Genomic DNA, 18,674 nt, shown 5'->3' on the forward strand with positions numbered 1-18,674 from the left:
AATGTGGCTTTCATCGCCACCCGTCTTGTGACAAGGGTGGTGAGGCTTATCCTTTGAAGGCGACATGAAGGCGATCTCCGGCACGAATCTCGAGCAGGCCAAGTCTCACAATCGACGCGTGGTGATCGAGTTGATCCGCACGCACGGTTCCCTGTCGCGAGCGTCGATCGCCCGGATGACGGCGCTGACGCCGCAGACGGTGTCGAATATCGTCGAGGAGCTGGAGAGGTCGCATCTGCTCGTCGCCGCCGAGGCGCAGAAGCTGGCGCGCGGCCAGCCGATCATCCCCTATTCCATCAATCCGGCCGGCGCCTATTCGATCGGTCTCGAACTTGGCCGCCGGCGGGCGAGCGGCGTGCTGACCGATCTCTCCGGCGCCGTCTGCGCGCGCGTCGAGCGCCAGGTCGAACATCCCGATCCGCAGCGGGCCATGCCGGTCCTCCAGTCGATCGTCGAGCATCTCCGGCAGGCCTTCGCCTTCGATCAGCAGCGGCTGCTCGGCGTCGGCATCGCCCTGCCCGGCCGCTATGCCGAGGGCGGCACCACCTCTCTCAGCCCCCAAAGCCTGCCCGGCTGGCAGGGATTCCCCGTCGGCCGTGAGCTGGAACAGCGGCTCAATGCGCCGGTGCTGGTCGAGAACGATGCGACGGCGGCGGCGATCGGCGAGCGCCTGCACGGCGTCGCCCGCGGCCTCGCCAGCTTCGTCTATCTGTTTCTGGCCGGCGGCGGCGGCATCGGTGCCGGCATGTTCCTCGACGGCCATCTCTACAAGGGCAGCCGCAACAATGCCGGCGAGATCGGCCATATCATAGTCGAGCCACATGGCAGGCTCTGCAGCTGCGGCAAACGCGGCTGCCTCGATCGTTATGTCTCGCCGTCGGTCGCCTACGAATTCATGGGGCTCGCCGATGCCGAGGGGCTGTCGCCCGACGCGCTCGACGCGCTGATCGAAAGGGGCAGCGACGGTCTGGATGCCTGGCTCGACCAGGCCGTCCAGCCGCTGCGCCAGACCGTCGATTTCCTGGAACTCGCCTTCGATCCTCAGACCATCGTGCTCGGCGGCAGCCTGCCGACCTCGCTGATGCGCCGGCTTGCCGAGCGGCTGGAGCCGCTGCACGATCCGATCGACCCCGGCCGGCAGCGAACGGTGCCGCGCGTGATGATCGGCATGACCGGCAAGGATACCGCGATCCTCGGCGCCGCCGCCCTGCCGATCTTCTCCGAAACCAATCCGCGCTTCGACGTGCTGCAGAAGCCCGTCGGCTAAAAAGTTTGGCCCGTTTTTCAGCCCCGTGCCGGCAAGCTCGCATCTGGTTGCGGCGACCGCCGCGCGAGAGGTCGTGCAAAGATGATCACGTTCCCGAGCAGCGTCAGCGCCAGGCCGATCAGGCCGAGACCGCTCCAGTGATAGCCCTCGAAGACCGTCGACAGCGACAGGGCGACGATCGGGAACAGCACGGTGGCGTAGGCCGCGCGTGAGGAGCCGATGCGCGACACCAGCATCAGATAGGTGGTGAAACCGATCACCGATCCGATCGCCGAGAGATAGAGCAGCGCGGCAAGATAGGTGATGCCGGGTGGTGCCACGATCGGCGTCCGAGTCACGGCAATCAGCACGAGGAGGATGATCGCGCCATAGGTCATGCCCCAGGCATTGGCGGTCAGCGGCGAGATGCCGGCCGCGCTGTTGCGGCGCGATGCCATATTGCCGAGCGAGAAGAACAGCGTTCCGAGCGCTGCAAGCCCGATGCCTTTCAACGTGCCCATATCGAAATCGACGACAACCTCCTCTCCGAACAGCAGGAGAAGGCCGGTTGCGCCGAGCGCCGCTGCGAAGAGCGTCCGGCCGGTAATGCGGTCGCCGAAGAAGAGGCGCGCATTGACGGCATTGTAGATCGTCGCGAGCGAGAAGATCACCGAGATCAGCCCTGACGGAATCGAGGCGGCGGCGTTGTAGAAACAGATGAAATTGAGGCTGAACAGGCAGAGCGCTTGCGCCAGGATGAAGGGTTGATCGCGCAAGGCGGGGAGCTTGAGCCGGCGCATGGCAGCCAGGATGGCGACGAAGATCATGGCGGCAAGCGCAAATCTGTAAAAGACCGAGACCAGCACCGGCACGGGACCCACCTGCATTGCAATGGCGATCCAGGTCGTCCCCCATATCAGGACGGTCGCGATGAAAAGAACGGCATTTGCCATGGAGGTATCCTCTTTTTCCCCACGAATAGGCAAACCGTGAGCAGGTCTCTTGCAGATTCTTGCTATGAAATCGATGTGCCCGGACTTCCCCCCTCGCCATCTCAGGGGTCCCCCCGTATTATTCTGAACGCGTGCCCAGCTGTGAGATAGAATGAGTGAACGATAGCCGCCTCTCGGTTTTCAGGTTTTTGTCCGCCTCTCCCACTGCGCGGATGTCACAGTCGATCGATCTCGGTTTCGGGCGATCGGCTGCCATCTGGAGCAATGCGCATGACAGGATGAGCTATCAGCGGCCGGACGGTCATACGTTCAGTCTTTATCTGAGCGGCGGCGCCGGAACGCGTCGGCTGGATGGCGGCCCCGACGCGCGCGGCCGTCCTGGCGTGCTGTGCATCATGCCGCAGGGGCATTCGTCCGAATGGGAGATCACCGACTTCTTCGAATTCGTCCATCTGTATATTCCCGACGATCAGATGCGGCGGATGTTTGCCGAGACGTTTGACCGCGATGCGCGGCTCATGGCTCTTCCGGAAGTGACCTTCGACGATGCCCCCGCCTTGGCGCTGAGGCTTCGGCAGATGACGGAAGCGATGTTGGCGGGCGGGCATCTGCTGGCCGAAGAAGCGATGACGCAGGCGATCCACGATCTCTTCGTTGATCCGCGTTATGGAGGCATGCGTGCCTGTACGATCAGCGGCGGGCTCGCGCCGCATGTGCGGCGCCGAACCCTGGATTATATCGAGGCCCATCTTGGCGAGACGATCCGCCTGCAGGATCTGGCTGAGATCGGCCAGCTCAGCGCCTTTCATTTTCAGCGGATGTTCCGGGCAAGCTTTGGCGTGTCGCCGCATGGCTGGGTGGCGCACCGTCGTGTCGAGCGCGCCAAATCGATGTTATCAGACATGGAGCCGATCGCGCAGATCGCTTCGGCCTGCGGCTTCAGCAGCCAGAGCCACATGACGCGGGCCTTCAAGCAGGGCACAGGTCTCACGCCCTCGGCCTACCGGCAGCGGCAGTAACGCCGGCGCTCAAGATTCCTGCAGCCCGTAAAGCAGCGGCATCAGCCCAGCGAGCGCCTTGAAGCGGTCCCATGACTTTGCTGATGGTTTGGTCCAGCCGGTTTCGGCAAGCCCCGAGATGCGCGGAAAAACGAGGCGGTCGAAGACGGCGCGGTCCGTCATCGGTTCCGACCAGATGCAGGCCTGGATGCCGAGCAGCTTCTGCTTCTGCGCCGCCGTCCAGCCACTGAGCGGATCGAACTTATAGAGCTTTTCCGCATCGGAATTCCCCGCCCAGCTGGCGCCCGGCTCGTCCCAATCGGGCCTCAGCGCCATGTCGAGGTAATAGACCTGGCCGGGGCAGACGACCATCTGATAGCCGCGTTCGGCGAGCTCGGCCGAGACCTCGACATTGCGCCAGCTGCAGAGATAGCTTTTCTCCTTGTCGATGACGTCGCCGTGCGCCGCCTCTTCCCAGCCGCCGGTGATGCAGCCCTTGCTCGCCAGGAAACGCTGAACGCGCTCCAGGAATTCCGCCTGCAGGATCGCCGCGCCCGAGCCGTGGATATCGTCGGCGCCATGCGTGTTGGTGACGACGTTCAGCCGCTTGGCATGGGCATCGGCAACCGCGTCGCCGGCGACATCCCGCAGGCGCGCGAGTGCATCCGGCGAGCCGGACCATGCGCCGAGCGGCACCTCGTCGGCGCCGAGATGGATGACCTTGAAGGGAAAGAGCTCGATCAGTTCGGAAAGGATCGTCTCGACGATCTCGTAGGTCTGCTCGCGGGCCGGATTGATGCAATTGTCGGGAAAGCCCTGGACCGAGTAGTAGCTGCCCTTCTCGGCCGGATCGCGCAGCTCCGGTATCGCCTGCTGCATGGCGTAGCAATGGCCGGGCATATCGATCTCGGGCACGATCTCGATGCCGAAGCTCTTCGCATGGGCGACGATCTCGCGGATGACTGACTTGGTGTAGTAGCCGCCGGTTCGGGTCGGGCTCGACCCGAGCAGCGGCGGCACGGCAAGGCCGTGGCCGCGCCAGGCGCCGATCTCGGTCAGGGCGGGATAGGCGTCGATCTCGACGCGCCAGGCCTCGTCGTCGGAAAGATGCCAGTGAAAGCGGTTGAGCTTGTTCCAGGCAAGCACCGCCAGCAGCTTCTTGACTTCGGCGGCGCCATAGAACTGGCGGGCGACATCGAGATGCAGGCCGCGCCAGCCCATCGACGGCTCGTCGACGATCTCGCCGGATGCCGGAAATTGGAAGACGCCGGGATGCAGCCTGGCGCCGCGCCAGATCTGGCCGAGTGTGACGAGGCCGTAGAGAAAGCCGGTGCGGCCGCTCGCCTCAATGGTCAGCCTCTCCTCGTCGAAGTTCAGCCGATAGGCTTCGGGACCGAAGCCGGCGGCATCCTTCAGGAGGACCGGCACTGCGCCTTCCGCCTCGCTGCGCACGATGCCTTCGACGGCGAAGAGATGGTCGACCAGCGCCGCGAAGCCTTTCGCCGCCGCCTCCCCTTCGGTGCTCTGCGCCCGCGGCGCAAAACCCGCCGGCAGCGGCCGGCGCGAGGCGACCGCGACATGGTTCGGCCAAGGGATGACCGAAATCTTAACGGGCGCATTGGCGGGAACGGGGTAGATCTCGGCGCCGCGCTTCAGGGCCGCGTTGCTGACCGAAGAGCGCGTCGGCTCGACGCCGAGCACGATGGTGCCGCCATCGGCAAGCGCGAGATAGGCGCTCGTCGCCCCGTCCGTCCAGTGGCGGAACTGCCAGCTCAGCGCATAGACGGAGATTGTCCAGGTCTCGCCGGCGCCGAGAACGAAACCGGCCGGCGGCTGGAATTCGGTGAAATTGGAGAGCCGCTGCGAAACCGTCGCGCCTTCGACACGTCCGGCCGGATCGACGCGGCCGGGGCCGCTGACGCAGAGGGAAAAATTCGAAAGCGGTTCGCTGCCGAGGTTCTTGAGGCGCAGGACATAGGAGAATTCCTTGCCGTCGGCGGGCGGGTTCCAAAGGGTTTCAAGCCGCAGGGCGTTCGGTCGCGGTGTCGACATCATCACTCTTCCTTTGAGGAAAACGAGGCTTTTGAACGTTCCGGCACGGCCACCGGATCGGAGTGCGGTTGAAGTCAATCAAATTGATTTAATAGTGATAGCCAGTTTCCCGCCGGGCCGTCAATCGGCCATTGGGAATTTCTGCTGCCAGGCATCAGGACAAATTCTGCCGATGACATCGCCGGGTGTCGCAATTTGGAAAAAATCCCGGCTCAGCCATTCGCGTTAACGATTAAGGTACCTTTAAGTACCATAATTGCTTCAACAGTGGCGAATTGACCAGCCCGAAGAGGGGTCGATAAGCATGAGGCTGCTCGCCACGGCCCGGATGTCCCCCGGGATGCAATCCATCCAACTTCCGAATCAGGCGACATTTCCATGACCAGCATCAATACGAACAATTCCGCGATGGCAGCCCTTCAGACGCTGCGCACCGTCAATTCCAATCTTGAATCGACACAGAACCGTGTTTCCACCGGTTATCGGGTCGACACCGCATCAGACAATGCGGCCTATTGGTCTATCGCAACGACGATGCGCTCCGACAACAAGGCGCTGTCAGCCGTGTCCGACGCCCTCGGCCTTGGCGCCGCAAAGGTCGATACCGCTTATACGGCAATGGACAGTGCGATCGATGTCGTCGACGAGATCAAAGCCAAGCTCGTGGCCGCGACCGAAGACGGTGTCGACAAGTCCAAGGTCCAGGAAGAAATCAGCCAGCTGCAGGAGCAGCTGATGAGTATCGCCCAGTCGGCTTCCTTCTCAGGCGAAAACTGGGTCGCCGGTGCTGATGGCACCGTGAGCGTCGTATCGTCCTTCGTCCGCGACGGCTCCGGCGCCGTTTCGGTGAAAATGACCGATTACGCTCTCGATACCAGCTCGATGGGCAACGTCCTGTTCGGCATGAGCGGCGGCTCGATCGAAACCTCCACGGGTATCCTCGGAACGGCTGATGCAAACGGCGATTCCGTTTACTCGCTCGACATTACCGATTTTACCACCGGCCAGATCCAGTCGGCGCTGTCGACCATCGAATCCGCGCTCTCGGCGATGACCTCGGCCGGTGCACAGCTGGGTTCGGTCTCGACCCGCATCGAACTGCAGGAAGACTTCGTCGGTGCGCTGTCGGATTCGATCGACTCCGGCGTCGGCCGCCTCGTCGATGCCGATATGGAGGAGGAGTCGAGCAGGCTTTCCGCCCTGCAAACCCAGCAGCAGCTTGCGATCCAGTCGCTGTCGATCGCGAATTCGTCGTCTCAGAACATCCTGTCGCTCTTCCGCGGCTAATCGGACTGGCCGACGCAAAGGGAGCCGGGCGCATAGAACGGCCGGCCCAAATTCGCCGATCGAACACCGAGCCTGTCCTTCCCGGTCAGGCTCGGTCGCATTTTGGGAATGAGCGACCAACGCCCGGCTGGTGGCGATCTCCTCGATGCTGGTTGACATGCCGATCGTTTCGGTCGCAAACATGAAGGCCCTAGATTTCTCACCGATGCAGACAATGCCGCGCTGGCGGGATCCTCGCATGTCGGAACGACTTGAAGCCGCTCGTCCTGACGGAACGCCCGCCATCGTCTGGCTCGGCTTCCTGGCCATGTGCGTCGGCATGTTCATGGCGATCCTCGATGTTCAGGTGGTGGCGACATCGCTGCCGACGATCCAGTCGGCGCTCGATATCGGGCCGGATCAGATGAGCTGGATACAGACGGCCTATCTGATCGCCGAAGTGGTCGCCATCCCGCTGACCGGCCTGCTGACGCGGCTTTTGACGATGCGGTGGCTGTTCGTCGTCGCCATCGGTCTGTTCGTGACGGCCTCGGCCGGCTGTGCGGCCAGCGGCAGCTTCGGCGTGCTGGTCGCCTGGCGGGTGCTTCAGGGCTTTTCCGGCGGGACGCTGATCCCTTCGGTATTTTCAGCCGTGTTCATTCTGTTTCCGAACGAGCGGCAAGCGCTCGCGACGACGATTGCCGGCGTGCTTGCGGTGCTTGCGCCGACCGTCGGCCCGATCGTCGGCGGATGGCTGACCGAAACCTATTCCTGGCACTGGCTGTTCCTGATCAACATCCTTCCGGGGCTTGCCTCGGCCATCCTGGCGGCCCGCTTCCTTCCCAAGCAGGCGGCCGATCCCTCCGAACTCAGGCATCTCGATGGCCTGTCGCTCCTCTTGATGGCGGCCGCGCTGACGGCGCTGGAACTCAGCCTCAAAGAGGCGCCGACCAGCGGCTGGACCTCGGCCTATGTGCTGAGCCTGCTGGCCGTCTGCCTTGTCTCGGGCGGTGCGTTCATAACGCGAACGCTGCGCCGACGCCGGCCGATCGTCGATCTCGGCAATTTCGGCGATCGGAATTTTCTGGTCGGCTCGGTGCTGAGCTTCATCCTCGGCATCGGTCTCTTCGGCTCGGTCTATCTCATGCCGGTTTTTCTCGCTTTCATCAGGGGCCACGACGCCCTTGAGATCGGCGTGACCATGCTGGTCACCGGCATCGCACAGCTGGTCACCGCGCCGGTCGCCGTCGCGCTGGAGAAGCGCATGGATGCGCGGCTGCTGTCGGCCGCCGGTTTCGCGCTGTTCGCAATCGGCGTCGGTATGAGCGCGTTTCAGGATCCGCGCTCGGACTACGACGCGATGTTCTGGCCGCAGGTGGTGCGTGGCGTCGCCATCATGTTCTGCCTGCTGCCGCCGACCCGGCTGGCGCTCGGCACGCTTCCGGCCGATCGCGTTCCCGATGCGAGCGGGCTTTTCAATCTGATGCGCAATCTCGGCGGCGCCATCGGCATCGCGCTGATCGACACCATCATCTACACACGCTCGGAGCCGCTGGGACAAGACCTCTGGGCACGTCTTGCGGCCGGCGACATCGAGGCGGCCACGTTTGTCGGCGCGCCTGCCGAGATCATATCGAGACATAGCGGCAGCTTCGATGCCGATGCCATGGCCACGCTCGATCCGCTGGTCCAGACCGCGGCCAGCGTTCAGGCGATCAACGAAGCCTGGATGGTCGTCGCCGTCCTGACCGGCTGCGCCCTGCTCTCGGTCCCTTTCGCCAGGCGGCTGGCGCCGGCATGAGACCCGGCGAAATATCAATCGGATACAGAAACGTCGATCCATCGACCGGTTCCTTGGTCACCGTAGATATCAACGACAATCCATACATTGCCAAGCAGGATCATATTGGCGGCCTCTCGCGTCATCGTTCCGTTCCGAAGCATCTGCTCCAGAGCCTGGCGATTTGCTGGATCGGCAAAGAATGAGTCCGATTGGTCGTCATGATCGCGCACATGGTACTGATGGAAATTCGCCCGGTCTTGTCGGATGATCTGCCACGGCCGGGTAAGTCTGGCCCCATTTGAATTGTAAAGGTCAGCGTCGCCGATGTACGCGCGATAGCTCTCGATCAGGCGGTTGCTGTGGGTGGCCTGAACTCTCGCTTGAGCGTGCGCTGTTCCCGCCACGATGACTGAGCTGAATAGAATCGATAATAATTTTCGCATGTTGCCCTCTTTCAAAAAGAGGGGTCTTACCTAGCGTTAAGCCAATTCGCCAAGCAAAAAGTGTCTCTATGGCATAGCGAGGCCCAGCGTGTGAGGGAACCGCCGGCGGCCGCCAAAGTTTAGCCTTTGAAGCCATCGACGGAGATGAGTTCAATGGCAGACGCACCGAACTCGCCCACCAGCACCGATGGCTCGCAAGACTATCGTGTTGAGGCCATCATCGCCTACCGTGGGAATTCAGCATGAACACCGAGACGATTATTTTCGATGAGAGCGACTGGGTTCCGAACAACCCGCGCCTTCCCGTATTGCTTTACCGGGATGTCTTTGCTGACGGGGGACCTCGTGATTTCAAAAGTCGCTTCGCGACAAATGGTTGGACCGGCATCTGGACGAACGGTGTCTTCGATTATCAGCACTACCATTCCGGCGCTCATGAAGTGCTGGGCATTGCACGTGGCAGCGCCACACTGCTGATCGGCGGTCCCGGCGGTCGAGCGTTCGAAGTCGCGGCGGGAGACTGTCTGGTGCTTCCAGCCGGAACCGGGCACCAAAACCTCGGCTGCACGTCGGAGTTCGAGGTCATCGGGGCTTATCCCAAGGGGCAGCATGCCGACATTCAGACTTCGGCTGCTTCGACCGAAATGTTGGCGAAAATCTCGTCAGTGCCCCTGCCCGATACGGATCCCCTTAAGGGACTGTCTGGATTTCTCATCGAGAAGTGGCGATAGCCATCTGCACACTGTGATATTTTTCGTTTCCTGTTCCACTCTGCCTGAATCTGTTCCGCTTTAGGCGAGTTTCGGTAGCGCTCTGATGTGCGTTCATCAGTCGCGGCACCTTGTCGATCTTCCCGTCACCGGTAAGATTTCTCTCAATCTTTTTGCGCCATCCTTTGATTCCCCTCTGATATCAATCGACGAGATCTTTATGGCCCGGAACCTCAAGCGCAGTTTGCAAATGCCACGACGCCAAGAGCTGGGTCTCCTTGCGATCAGCAACGGTTCCGGCCTGTCGATATCGGCTTTGCCGAACGGCACGCTGTTTGCCATCGAATATGCAGACGAGAAGGGGGTGGTGCAGATCAATCAGATCCAGGGCTCGCCGCTCTACGGCGGCATCAGCCGCCTCTACCTGCGCATCGGCGGCGGCAAGCCTGATGTCATCGAGATCGTCGGCCCTCGCGCCGACGGCCGCTTCGGGCACGACGCGACGAGCTTTTCCTGGAGCGGCAAGGCCGGCGATATCAGCTACACCGTCCGCCTCGAGCTTCATGCTACCGAAACCGCTTGGTTCTGGCGCGTCTCGCTCAAGCATCCGAGGAAGGGAACGCTGCCGGTGGATCTGGTGCTGATCCAGGACGTCGGTCTCGGCGATCGCGGTTTCCTGATGAACAGCGAAGCCTATGCTTCGCAATATGTCGATCACCATATCGCCGATCACGAGACATACGGCCCTGTTGTCATGAACCGGCAAAATCTCAAGCAGCCGGGCGCCCGCAATCCCTGGCTCGTCCAGGGGTGCTTCGATGGCGCGGTCGCCTATGCCACGGACGCGATCCAGCTGGTGCAGGCGAAGCACCGACAGGGCGACCTGCTGGTCGGTCGCTTCGGCACCAGCCTTCCGAGCGAACGGCAGCAGCAGGAGACGGCCTGTCCGGCCATTCAGTCGAAATCCTTCTCCGTACCGGCAAGCGGTGCGACCGCGAGTTTCTTTGCTCTGTTCGCCGCCGATCATCCCGAGGCGTCAGGCGATGCCGACCTTTCGCGGCTCGAGGATATCGAGGTGCCGGAAAGTGCAGCCGCCGATCCCGAGACGGCTGCGGCCCTTCGCAGCCTGCTCCAGGATGCGCCCCTGCTGGAGGCCGAGGCGCTGGACCTGAAGGCGATCCGAAAGCTCTATCCGGAGCGGAGCCTCGAAGAGCGCGCGCACGGAAAGCTTCTTTCATTTTTCGTGCCGGACGGCGTTCTCAACCGCCACGTCGTTCTGCGCGACAAGGAACTCATCGTCGCGCGGCGCCATGGCGCCATCGTGCGAAGCGGTCAAAACATGCTGCTCGACGATTCCACCCTTGCCGCCAGCTGCTGGATGCAGGGGATTTTCGCCGCGCAGCTGACGATCGGCAATACATCCTTCCACAAGCTCTTTTCGGTGTCCCGCGATCCCTACAATCTGACGCGCGCCAGCGGACTGCGCATCATGGCCGATCTCGGCGCGGGCTGGCAGCTTCTGGCAGTGCCATCGGCTTTTGAGATGGGACTGAACGACTGCCGCTGGATCTACGAGTGCCCGGAGCGCAGGATCATTATCACGGCGGTCGCTTCCGGCGAGGAGGCGGCAATGCAGTGGAGCGTGTCGGTGGAGGGCAGGCCGTGCCGCTTCCTGGTGTTTGGCCACGTCGTGCTCGGGGAGCGCGAATATGACGCCGGCGGGCAGATCGAATTCGATCCCGGCCGCAAACGCATCTCTTTCCGGCCGGACCCGGCCTGGCTCTGGGGCGAGCGTTATCCCGATGCCGTCTACTGGCTGGTGAGTTCGACGCCCGAGGCCATCGACGAGATCGGCGGCGACGAGCTGCTGTATGCCGATGGCGTTGCGCGCAACGGCGCGTTCATCGCGCTCAAGTCCCGGCCGACGCGGGCGCTCTCCTTTGCCGTCGTCGGCTCGATGACCGATGCCGAAGAAGCTGAACGGCTGGCGAGCCGTTACGAGAGCGGCCTCACCGATGAGGCCATGCTTGCGCCGGCATCGGCATTCTGGCGTAACGTCGTGCGCGGCATGAGCATCGACAGTCCTTCGCCCGATCTCGCTGCCCAGGCGACCCTCCTGCCCTGGCTCGCGCATGACGCCATCGTCCATCTGAGCGTGCCGCACGGCCTGGAACAATATACGGGTGCGGCCTGGGGGACGCGCGATGCCTGCCAGGGGCCGATCGAATTCCTGCTCGCCTATGAGCACGACCGCGAAGCCAGGGAGGTCGTGAAGACCGTCTTCGGTGAGCAATATCTGGAAGGAGGAGACTGGCCGCAATGGTTCATGCTGGAGCCCTATGCCAACATTCGCGCGGGCGACAGTCACGGCGACGTCATCGTCTGGCCGCTGAAGGCGCTCTGCGACTACATCGAGGCGACCGGTGATCTTGGCATTCTCGACGAGAAGGTCTCCTGGCGTGACGAAAAGACCATGCAGAAGGCGCCCGAGACCGATGCCATCGCGACCCATGTCGAGAAGCTGCTCGATACTGTCCGCACACAGTTCATCCCGGGAACGCATCTGATCCGCTATGGCGAGGGAGACTGGAACGATTCGCTGCAGCCGGCCGATCCGCATCTGCGCGACTGGATGGTCAGCAGCTGGACCGTCGCCCTGCTCTATGAGCAGATCGTCCGTTATTCCGCCATCCTGCGCCGCCGCGGCCACGGCGGCAAGGCAAAGGCCTTGCGGAAGATAGCAACCGCGATGCGCCGGGATTTCAACCGCCATCTCGTGCGCGACGGCGTCATTGCCGGCTATGGCATCTTCGATCCGGCCCATGACGGCGTCGAATTGCTGCTTCATCCGAGCGACATACGCACCGGTCTTTCGTTCTCGCTGATCTCGATGACGCAGGCCATGCTCGGCAAGCTGTTCACGCCGGCGCAGAGGCGGCATCACATGCGGCTGATCGAAGAGCATCTGCTCTTCCCTGACGGCGTGCGGCTGATGGAAAAGCCGGCGACCTACTCCGGTGGGCCCGAAACGCTGTTTCGCCGAGCCGAATCTTCGTCCTTCTTCGGCCGCGAGATCGGGCTGATGTATGTACATGCGCATCTGCGCTATTGCGAAACGCTGGCGCTGGAGGCTTCGGCGGAGGAGCTGTGGAAGGCGATCGCCGTCGTCAATCCGATCGCCGTCACGACGGCCTTGCCGCATGCTTCACTGCGCCAGCGCAACACCTATTTCAGCAGCAGCGACGCGGCTTTCCATGACCGTTATCAGGCGGCGGAGCATTGGGCGCGCGCCAAGACCGGAAAGATCGCCGTCGACGGTGGATGGCGCATCTATTCGAGCGGACCTGGCCTCTACACCAGGAGTTTCGTCGAAAATATCCTGGGCTTCAAACGACGCTTCGGCCGGCGCAGGCGCAAACCGCTCCTGCGTGCGGCGCATGCCGCCGTCAATCTGCAGACGGATCACGCCGCCTGGCGGCGGCTGAGGAAGCCGAAGGTGTAACCGCTCACGAAGTGCTGGCTTCGCGCAGTTCTTCAAATCGCGCCGTGCTTTTCGACAGGTGAGTTCGGATGGCACGCCGCGCGGCCGCTTCGTTGCCGTCGCGGATCGCCGTGAATATGGCGTGGTGTTCCCTGCGCATGCGGGCGGCATGGCGCTTGCGCTCCGCAGCCGTCATCTTGTCCAAGCGCGCCCATTGCCGCGGCACCATGAGGTTGCCGAAGGTGTCGAAGAGGCGGCCGTAGTAGGAATTCTGCGTCGCGACCAGGATCGACCTATGGAAGGCGTAATCCTCCTCTGCGCCGTATCCGCCTTCTTCGAGCGCCCTGTCGAGAGCATCGAGACGGTCCTGCATGCGGTCGATATCTTCCGGCGTGCGCCGCAGCGCGGCCAGACCGGCCGCCTCATATTCGACCCCCATGCGCAGTTCCAGCACCCGCAGAACCTCATCGATCGACTGCAGATCGTTGGGAATGATGGAGAAGGATCTCGGTGTCGGATCGTCCGAGACGAAAGCCCCGAGGCCCTGGTGCGTGGTAATCAGTCCTTTGGCGCGCAGGGTAGCGAGCGCCTCGCGCACGATCGTGCGGCTGACGCCGGTCGCCGCCATGATCGCCTGTTCGGTGGGCAGGCGCTGGCCCGGCTTCAGGTCGCCGGATTCGATCTGCGCCGTCAGCGTATCGGCAAGGCCGCTGCGCAGGTTCGAGGGCTGGCGAATGGTGCTGAAGAGCGCGTTGTCCTTGTCCGTCATCCCTTGTCAAATCCTGCCTATCGGGGCGGCTGCGCCGGCCGCTATGCTTTGCTAGCGCATGCCGGCCGGAAAGGCAAAAACGACGCGAGCCGAGACTCTGTGCTTCGTCAGTCGGTGAAGCGATCACCGCGCCAGCCAACCGCCGTCGACCGGCAGCACCGTCCCGTGCACGTAATCGGATGCGGGCGATGCCAGGAACACGGCGGCACCGCCAAGTTCGGACGGCGTTCCCCAGCGCCCCGCCGGAATACGGGCCAGGATGGCGGCGTTGCGGTCGGCATCCTCGCGCAGTGCCGTCGTGTTGTTGGTGACGAAATAACCCGGCGCGATGGCGTTGACGTTGACGCCCTTGCCGGCCCATTCGCAGGCAAGCAGCTTCGTCAGTCCGGCCAGACCGCTTTTCGAGGCGGTATAGGACGGGATGCGGATGCCGCCCTGGAAGGAGAGCAGGGAGGCGATGTTGATGATCTTGCCCCTGCCCTTCTCGACCATGTGGCGGCCGGCGGCCTGCGACAGGAAGAAGGCCGTCTTCAGATTGACGTCGATCACTGCATCCCAGTCTTCCTCGGTGAAGTCGAGCGCATCGGCACGGCGGATGATGCCGGCATTGTTGACGAGAATGTCGAGGCCGCCGAAGGTCTGGATCGTCTCAGCGACGATCCCCTTGACCGGCTCGATGGTGCCGAGATCGGCCTTGATGACATGGAAGCGGCTTCCCGCCTGCTGCACCAGCGCCTCGGTTTCCTCCATCGAGGAGCGCCCGACCGCGACGATCGATGCACCGGCCTCGGCCAAGGCGGCGGCGATGGCCTGGCCGATGCCGGTATTGGCGCCGGTGACGACGGCGGTCCTGCCGGAGAGGTCGAAGGGATTTGCCACGGTGCTCACCTCAGATCCGCAATGGCGATATGATCCATGTCGGTGAAGCTCTTGTTGTCGCCGGCCATCGCCCAGATGAAGCTATAATTCTTGGTGCCGGCGCCCGAATGGATCGACCAGGGGGGAGAAATGACTGCCTGTTCGTTGGCGACGAGCATATGTCGGGTCTGCTGCGGCTCGCCCATGAAATGGAAGACACGCTGGTCGGCGTCGAGGTCGAAATAGAGATAGGCTTCCATGCGCCGGTCATGCGTATGGGCCGGCATGGTGTTCCAGACGCTGCCCGGCTCGATCATGGTGAAGCCGAGGGTGAGCTGGCAGGACTGGCAGACCTCGGGGTGGATGAACTGGTAGATCGAGCGCTTGTTGGCCGTCGCCGCTTCGCCCGGCGTCAGGTGGCGCGCCTTTTCGCGGGTGAGCAGCACGGTAGGGTGCGTTTGGTGCGCCGGCGTCGAGACGAGATAGAATTTTGCCGGATTGGCGGCATCGGCGCTTTCAAACCGGATGTCCTTGGCGCCCTTGCCCGCGTAGAGGCAATCATATTTGGCAAGGTCGTAGCTCGTGCCGTCGACGATGATGCGGCCCGCACCGCCGATGTTCAGGGCGCCGAGTTCACGCTCGGCGAGGAAGGTTTCCTGGCCGATCGCCGTCGGCGCCGTCAGCGTCAGCGCAGAGCCAAGCGGCGTGGCGCCGCCGATGACCATCCGGTCGTAATGGGAATATGTCAGCCGGATCTCGCCGCCTGCGAAAACGGTCTCGACCAGAAAGTGACGCCGCAGAGTTTCGGTGTCGTATTCGCGCACGGCCTCGGGATGGGAGGCGTGCCTCACGTCGATCTGCATGTCAGTTTTCCTTCAGCTTCGTTGTCGTCACGCATCGTCGCTATTGCGCAAGCCGGTCCATCAGGCGTCTTCCGCGGCGGCGGTATCCGTCTGGTTACATAGTTGTACGACAAGTTTGGTGTCAACAGGTTTGTCCGGGACTCGGCTGAGCAGACGTGAAGCGATCGCAAGCGGCTGTGTTCGGCGCGCCCGGACATTCCTCGGCCAAAACGAAAAAAAGCCTGCCGCGGGAGGAGGTGCGGCAGGCTTTCGATAAAAACCGAACGACAGCTGGGAGGAGGAGTGCTGCCGTTCCCGCAAGCGACCCTGGGAGGAGGATGGGGCGCCTGCATGTTCGAAGGGATGCGGGAGGAGGTGCATCGCTTCGATGGAAATAATCATACTTATTTCCTGCTCAGATGATAGGCATTTCTTTGCAGGGCAGCTATGCGTTATGCGAAAAGCGGGCAGCTCGCCCTCTGGCGGGCAAGCGCAAAAAGCAAAGCGCCCGCTCAGGAGCAAGCAGGCGCTGGGCAAATCTCAAAATGGTGGTCTGTCTGGCTGTTAGCGGGCGATGGCTGCGCGCGCAACGTTGCGGATGTCGCCGCGGCCGATGCCGAGGTCGTCCAGTTCGCGCGTGGACATACGGCCCAGTTCAGCGACCGTCTGACGGTACTTGCGCCAATTGTTGAAAGAGCGTGCTACGTTCATGATGATCCCCTTTCCGTGGGCTTTCGAAGCCTAGCTGCCAGTCCTTGGCGCCTCGTTTGCTTCGATGCGCTTGATATAATACGGGACCCTCGGTTGTTGCAGCGCCAATGCTTCACTGCACCTATGCGGCAAATGCATGGGTTCTGACGGCGGCGGCCGGAGTCAGGCCTTGAAGCGATCGAAGGCCGTCAGCCGGACGATCGGCGGATCGGCCTCCTTCCACCGGTAGATTTCCGAACGCAGATAGGAAAGCTCGTCCCCGAGATCGTCTTCGCCCACTTCGATCCACCAGGATTTCAGGCGGCCATCGCTTCCATCAGACCAGCGGTAGCCCCTTGCCTTCAGGTGATCCTTCATCTCGAACGGGCTGTGTTCGGCAAAAATGCGGATGCGGCAGCGTTGGCTGGCGCGGTAAAGCTCGGCGAAGGGGCTTTCACCGTCGCCTCGCCCGCGATCGAGGATCTCCAGGAGCGCGTGGCAGTCGTCCACCGCGCGGTGGCCATCGTGGAAATAACCGGCCTGGCCGACGAGATAACCGAGCTTCGTGCCCTCGAAACCGCGGGCGCTCCAGTCGATCTCCGAAACCGAGCACGCCCAGGCCTTGCCGGCGAAGATGGGCGAGAAGGCCTCGCAGAACGGCCGGTCGAACCCGGCATTGTGGGCAATGATGAGGTCCGCCGGTTCGATCAGGGCACTCAGCGACGGCATGTCGATGAGCTGTCCTTCGACCATGGCGTCGGTAATCCCGGTCAGCCTGGTGATGTCGGGCGGGATCGGCCTGGAGGGCTGCTGCAGGCCGCCATAGATGCCGACCACATCGCCGACCGCGCCGCCATCGTTGAAGGTGAAGGCGACGGCGCCGATTTCGATGATCTCGTCGCTGCGGTGGCTGAGGCCCGTCGTCTCCGTGTCGAGGATGACGCCGAGCCGCGAGAAACCCGGCTGCCTCGCTGCCGCGACCGGCCGGGCAGTGAGTTTTCTCAGGATGCGGTAGTTGCCGCTCTCCTCCAGCGCCCGCGCCATGTCTTCATCGGAGCGGGCCGCCGGCGGTGACGGCCGCCGGCGCGCCGGGCCGCGTGCTTCGGCCATTGCGGGCGATGCCTTGGCAAACATGTCGAGTTGCGAATCTCTGTGCACGCTCATCGACTTTGTATGTCACGGAGGCGCGGGCGAATCCATCGCCCGCGGCGCGCTATGCCCAGCCCCTTGCCTTTCATGGACAGGAAAGTTTAGCTGAGTGTCAGCGGCGGAAGGAGAGACCATGCCTCGTGACGACATCAAGGACGCCGACGAAGACGTCGTCATCATCGGCGCCGGCGCTGCCGGTATTGCCGCAGCCCGCCGCCTGATGGCAATCCGTCCCGGCCTTTCCGTCCTCCTGCTCGAAGCCGGCGACCGTCTCGGTGGGAGGGCCTGGACGGTCGGGCTGCCTGGAGCCGGCGATCTCGGTTTCGATCTCGGTTGCGGCTGGCTGCACGGGGCGCGGACCAATGCCTGGACGGCGATTGCCGGTGAGGTCGGACTGACGGTCGACCGCTCGCCGGCGCCCTGGAACGGCGGCCGGCGGCTTCAGCGGGATGATGCGGAGATCCAGGCCGCGCAGCAGGCGATCGGCGCCTATTTCGAACGCCTCGAAAGCCATGAAGGCAACGATAGCGACCTGGCAGCAAAGCTCCAGCCCGGCGGTCGCTGGAACGGCCAGATCCGGGCGATCGGCACTTACATCACCGGCGCCGAATTGGAGCGCTCGTCGATCGTCGACTACAAGAGATATGATCCCGGCGCCGGTCCCGACTGGCGTGTCCGGCAGGGCTACGGAACATTGATCGCGCTCTATGGCGCGCCGGTTCGGTCAAGGCTCCGCGTCGAAGCAAAGCGCGTCGATCACCGCCATGCCGGCCGTATCAGCATCGAGACGAACCAGGGAACGATCACCGCCCACACTGTGCTCGTCACCGTGTCGACAAATATGCTTGCCACCGGCAGGATCGCCTTCGATCCTCCCCTACCCGACAAGATCGAAGCCGCAGCTCGGTTGCCCCTGGGGCTCGCCGATAAGCTCTTCCTCAGCGTCGCCGATCCGGAGGCGCTGCCGGCGGATACGCATATGCTCGGCTCGACCAGTCGCGGCGCGACCGGCACCTATCAACTGCGGCCGTTCGGCGCTCCCGTTGTCGAGGCCTATTTCGCCGGCGATCTCGCGCATGATCTGGAGCGGATGGGAGCAGAGGCTGCCTTTTCTTTCGCCGCGGATGAGCTGGCGGCACAATTCGGCACCGACATCCGCAAGCACTTATCGGTGGCGGCAATCTCGACCTGGGCCGCGATGCCTCATATCGGCGGCTCCTATTCCTACGCGCAAGCCGGCGCCTCCGATCTGCGCACCGTCCTCGCCGAACCGCATGACGCGCGGATCTTCTTTGCCGGCGAAGCCTGTTCGCGCTCGCGTTATTCGACGGCGCATGGCGCCTACGAGACCGGTGTTGCCGCAGCCGACCGGATCGCCGGCGCGTCGTCGAGAAATCCATAACGGCTGCCGGCCGCGACGGCAGGCGGAAATAT

15 protein-coding genes are annotated in these 18,674 nt (G+C 63.1%); 7 read left to right on the plus strand and 8 right to left on the minus strand.

What is annotated here, in order from left to right; all coding sequences use genetic code 11:
* Positions 1 to 64: 64 nt before the first annotated feature.
* Positions 65 to 1,267 (plus strand): ROK family transcriptional regulator, encoded by a 1,203-nt coding sequence (locus tag AMK02_RS29540; protein WP_064808711.1) that lies wholly within the window; start codon positions 65 to 67, stop codon positions 1,265 to 1,267.
* 17 nt (positions 1,268 to 1,284) lie between these two features.
* Here AMK02_RS29540 and AMK02_RS29545 read toward each other — a convergent pair whose 3' ends face one another.
* The gene (locus AMK02_RS29545; protein ID WP_064808713.1) at positions 1,285 to 2,199 is read right to left on the minus strand and encodes a DMT family transporter; all 915 of its coding nucleotides are present in this window, start codon (positions 2,197 to 2,199) and stop codon (positions 1,285 to 1,287) included.
* Positions 2,200 to 2,477: 278 nt separating this feature from the next.
* Here AMK02_RS29545 and AMK02_RS29550 point away from each other — a divergent pair, with 278 nt between their 5' ends.
* Entirely contained in the window at positions 2,478 to 3,218 is a 741-nt protein-coding gene (locus AMK02_RS29550) for a helix-turn-helix domain-containing protein (protein WP_064808862.1), read from the plus strand.
* Positions 3,219 to 3,227: 9 nt separating this feature from the next.
* On the opposite strand, the gene AMK02_RS29555 is transcribed toward AMK02_RS29550, so the two are convergent.
* Positions 3,228 to 5,249 carry a beta-N-acetylhexosaminidase gene (locus AMK02_RS29555; protein ID WP_064808864.1) on the minus strand — a complete coding sequence of 674 codons (2,022 nt, stop codon included), beginning with the start codon at positions 5,247 to 5,249 and terminating at the stop codon, positions 3,228 to 3,230.
* Between the two features lie 378 nt (positions 5,250 to 5,627).
* Between AMK02_RS29555 and AMK02_RS29560 the strand changes: the two genes are divergently transcribed.
* Together AMK02_RS29560 and AMK02_RS29565 are read left to right on the plus strand one after the other, a co-directional pair.
* On the plus strand, positions 5,628 to 6,536 hold the full coding sequence (locus tag AMK02_RS29560; protein ID WP_064808714.1) for a flagellin N-terminal helical domain-containing protein: 909 nt from the start codon (positions 5,628 to 5,630) through the stop codon (positions 6,534 to 6,536).
* A 238-nt stretch (positions 6,537 to 6,774) separates the two neighbouring features.
* Positions 6,775 to 8,316 (plus strand): DHA2 family efflux MFS transporter permease subunit, encoded by a 1,542-nt coding sequence (locus AMK02_RS29565; RefSeq protein ID WP_064808866.1) that lies wholly within the window; start codon positions 6,775 to 6,777, stop codon positions 8,314 to 8,316.
* Positions 8,317 to 8,330: 14 nt separating this feature from the next.
* Here the strand turns inward: AMK02_RS29565 and AMK02_RS29570 are convergent, their stop codons facing one another.
* The gene (locus AMK02_RS29570) at positions 8,331 to 8,741 is read right to left on the minus strand and encodes a hypothetical protein (protein WP_064808716.1); all 411 of its coding nucleotides are present in this window, start codon (positions 8,739 to 8,741) and stop codon (positions 8,331 to 8,333) included.
* Positions 8,742 to 8,983: 242 nt separating this feature from the next.
* On the opposite strand from AMK02_RS29570, the gene AMK02_RS29575 reads away from it, so the two are divergent.
* Together AMK02_RS29575 and AMK02_RS29580 are read left to right on the plus strand one after the other, a co-directional pair.
* Positions 8,984 to 9,472: a hypothetical protein gene (locus AMK02_RS29575; RefSeq protein WP_064808718.1), complete on the plus strand. Its 489-nt coding sequence runs from the start codon at positions 8,984 to 8,986 to the stop codon at positions 9,470 to 9,472.
* Between the two features lie 199 nt (positions 9,473 to 9,671).
* Positions 9,672 to 12,953, plus strand: a complete 3,282-nt coding sequence (locus AMK02_RS29580; RefSeq protein ID WP_064808867.1) for a GH36-type glycosyl hydrolase domain-containing protein — start codon at positions 9,672 to 9,674, stop codon at positions 12,951 to 12,953.
* A 4-nt stretch (positions 12,954 to 12,957) separates the two neighbouring features.
* Here the strand turns inward: AMK02_RS29580 and AMK02_RS29585 are convergent, their stop codons facing one another.
* From AMK02_RS29585 to AMK02_RS29605, 5 genes are all read right to left on the minus strand, one after another.
* A complete protein-coding gene (locus AMK02_RS29585; protein WP_064808720.1) occupies positions 12,958 to 13,701 on the minus strand; it encodes a FadR/GntR family transcriptional regulator in 744 nt (247 codons plus the stop codon).
* Positions 13,702 to 13,824: 123 nt separating this feature from the next.
* Positions 13,825 to 14,589, minus strand: a complete 765-nt coding sequence (gene kduD, locus AMK02_RS29590) for a 2-dehydro-3-deoxy-D-gluconate 5-dehydrogenase KduD (protein ID WP_269465936.1) — start codon at positions 14,587 to 14,589, stop codon at positions 13,825 to 13,827.
* A complete protein-coding gene (kduI, locus tag AMK02_RS29595; RefSeq protein ID WP_064808722.1) occupies positions 14,586 to 15,422 on the minus strand; it encodes a 5-dehydro-4-deoxy-D-glucuronate isomerase in 837 nt (278 codons plus the stop codon). Before kduI ends, kduD begins: the two co-directional genes overlap by 4 nt.
* Before the next feature lie 543 nt (positions 15,423 to 15,965).
* Entirely contained in the window at positions 15,966 to 16,112 is a 147-nt protein-coding gene (locus tag AMK02_RS29600) for a DUF1127 domain-containing protein (protein ID WP_011428254.1), read from the minus strand.
* A gap of 162 nt (positions 16,113 to 16,274) precedes the next feature.
* Positions 16,275 to 17,255, minus strand: a complete 981-nt coding sequence (locus AMK02_RS29605) for a 3'-5' exonuclease (protein WP_064808724.1) — start codon at positions 17,253 to 17,255, stop codon at positions 16,275 to 16,277.
* Between the two features lie 118 nt (positions 17,256 to 17,373).
* Between AMK02_RS29605 and AMK02_RS29610 the strand changes: the two genes are divergently transcribed.
* A complete protein-coding gene (locus tag AMK02_RS29610; protein ID WP_064808726.1) occupies positions 17,374 to 18,642 on the plus strand; it encodes a flavin monoamine oxidase family protein in 1,269 nt (422 codons plus the stop codon).
* Positions 18,643 to 18,674 lie beyond the last annotated feature (32 nt).

This window comes from Rhizobium sp. N731 (assembly GCF_001664145.1).
Lineage (GTDB): Bacteria > Pseudomonadota > Alphaproteobacteria > Rhizobiales > Rhizobiaceae > Rhizobium > Rhizobium esperanzae.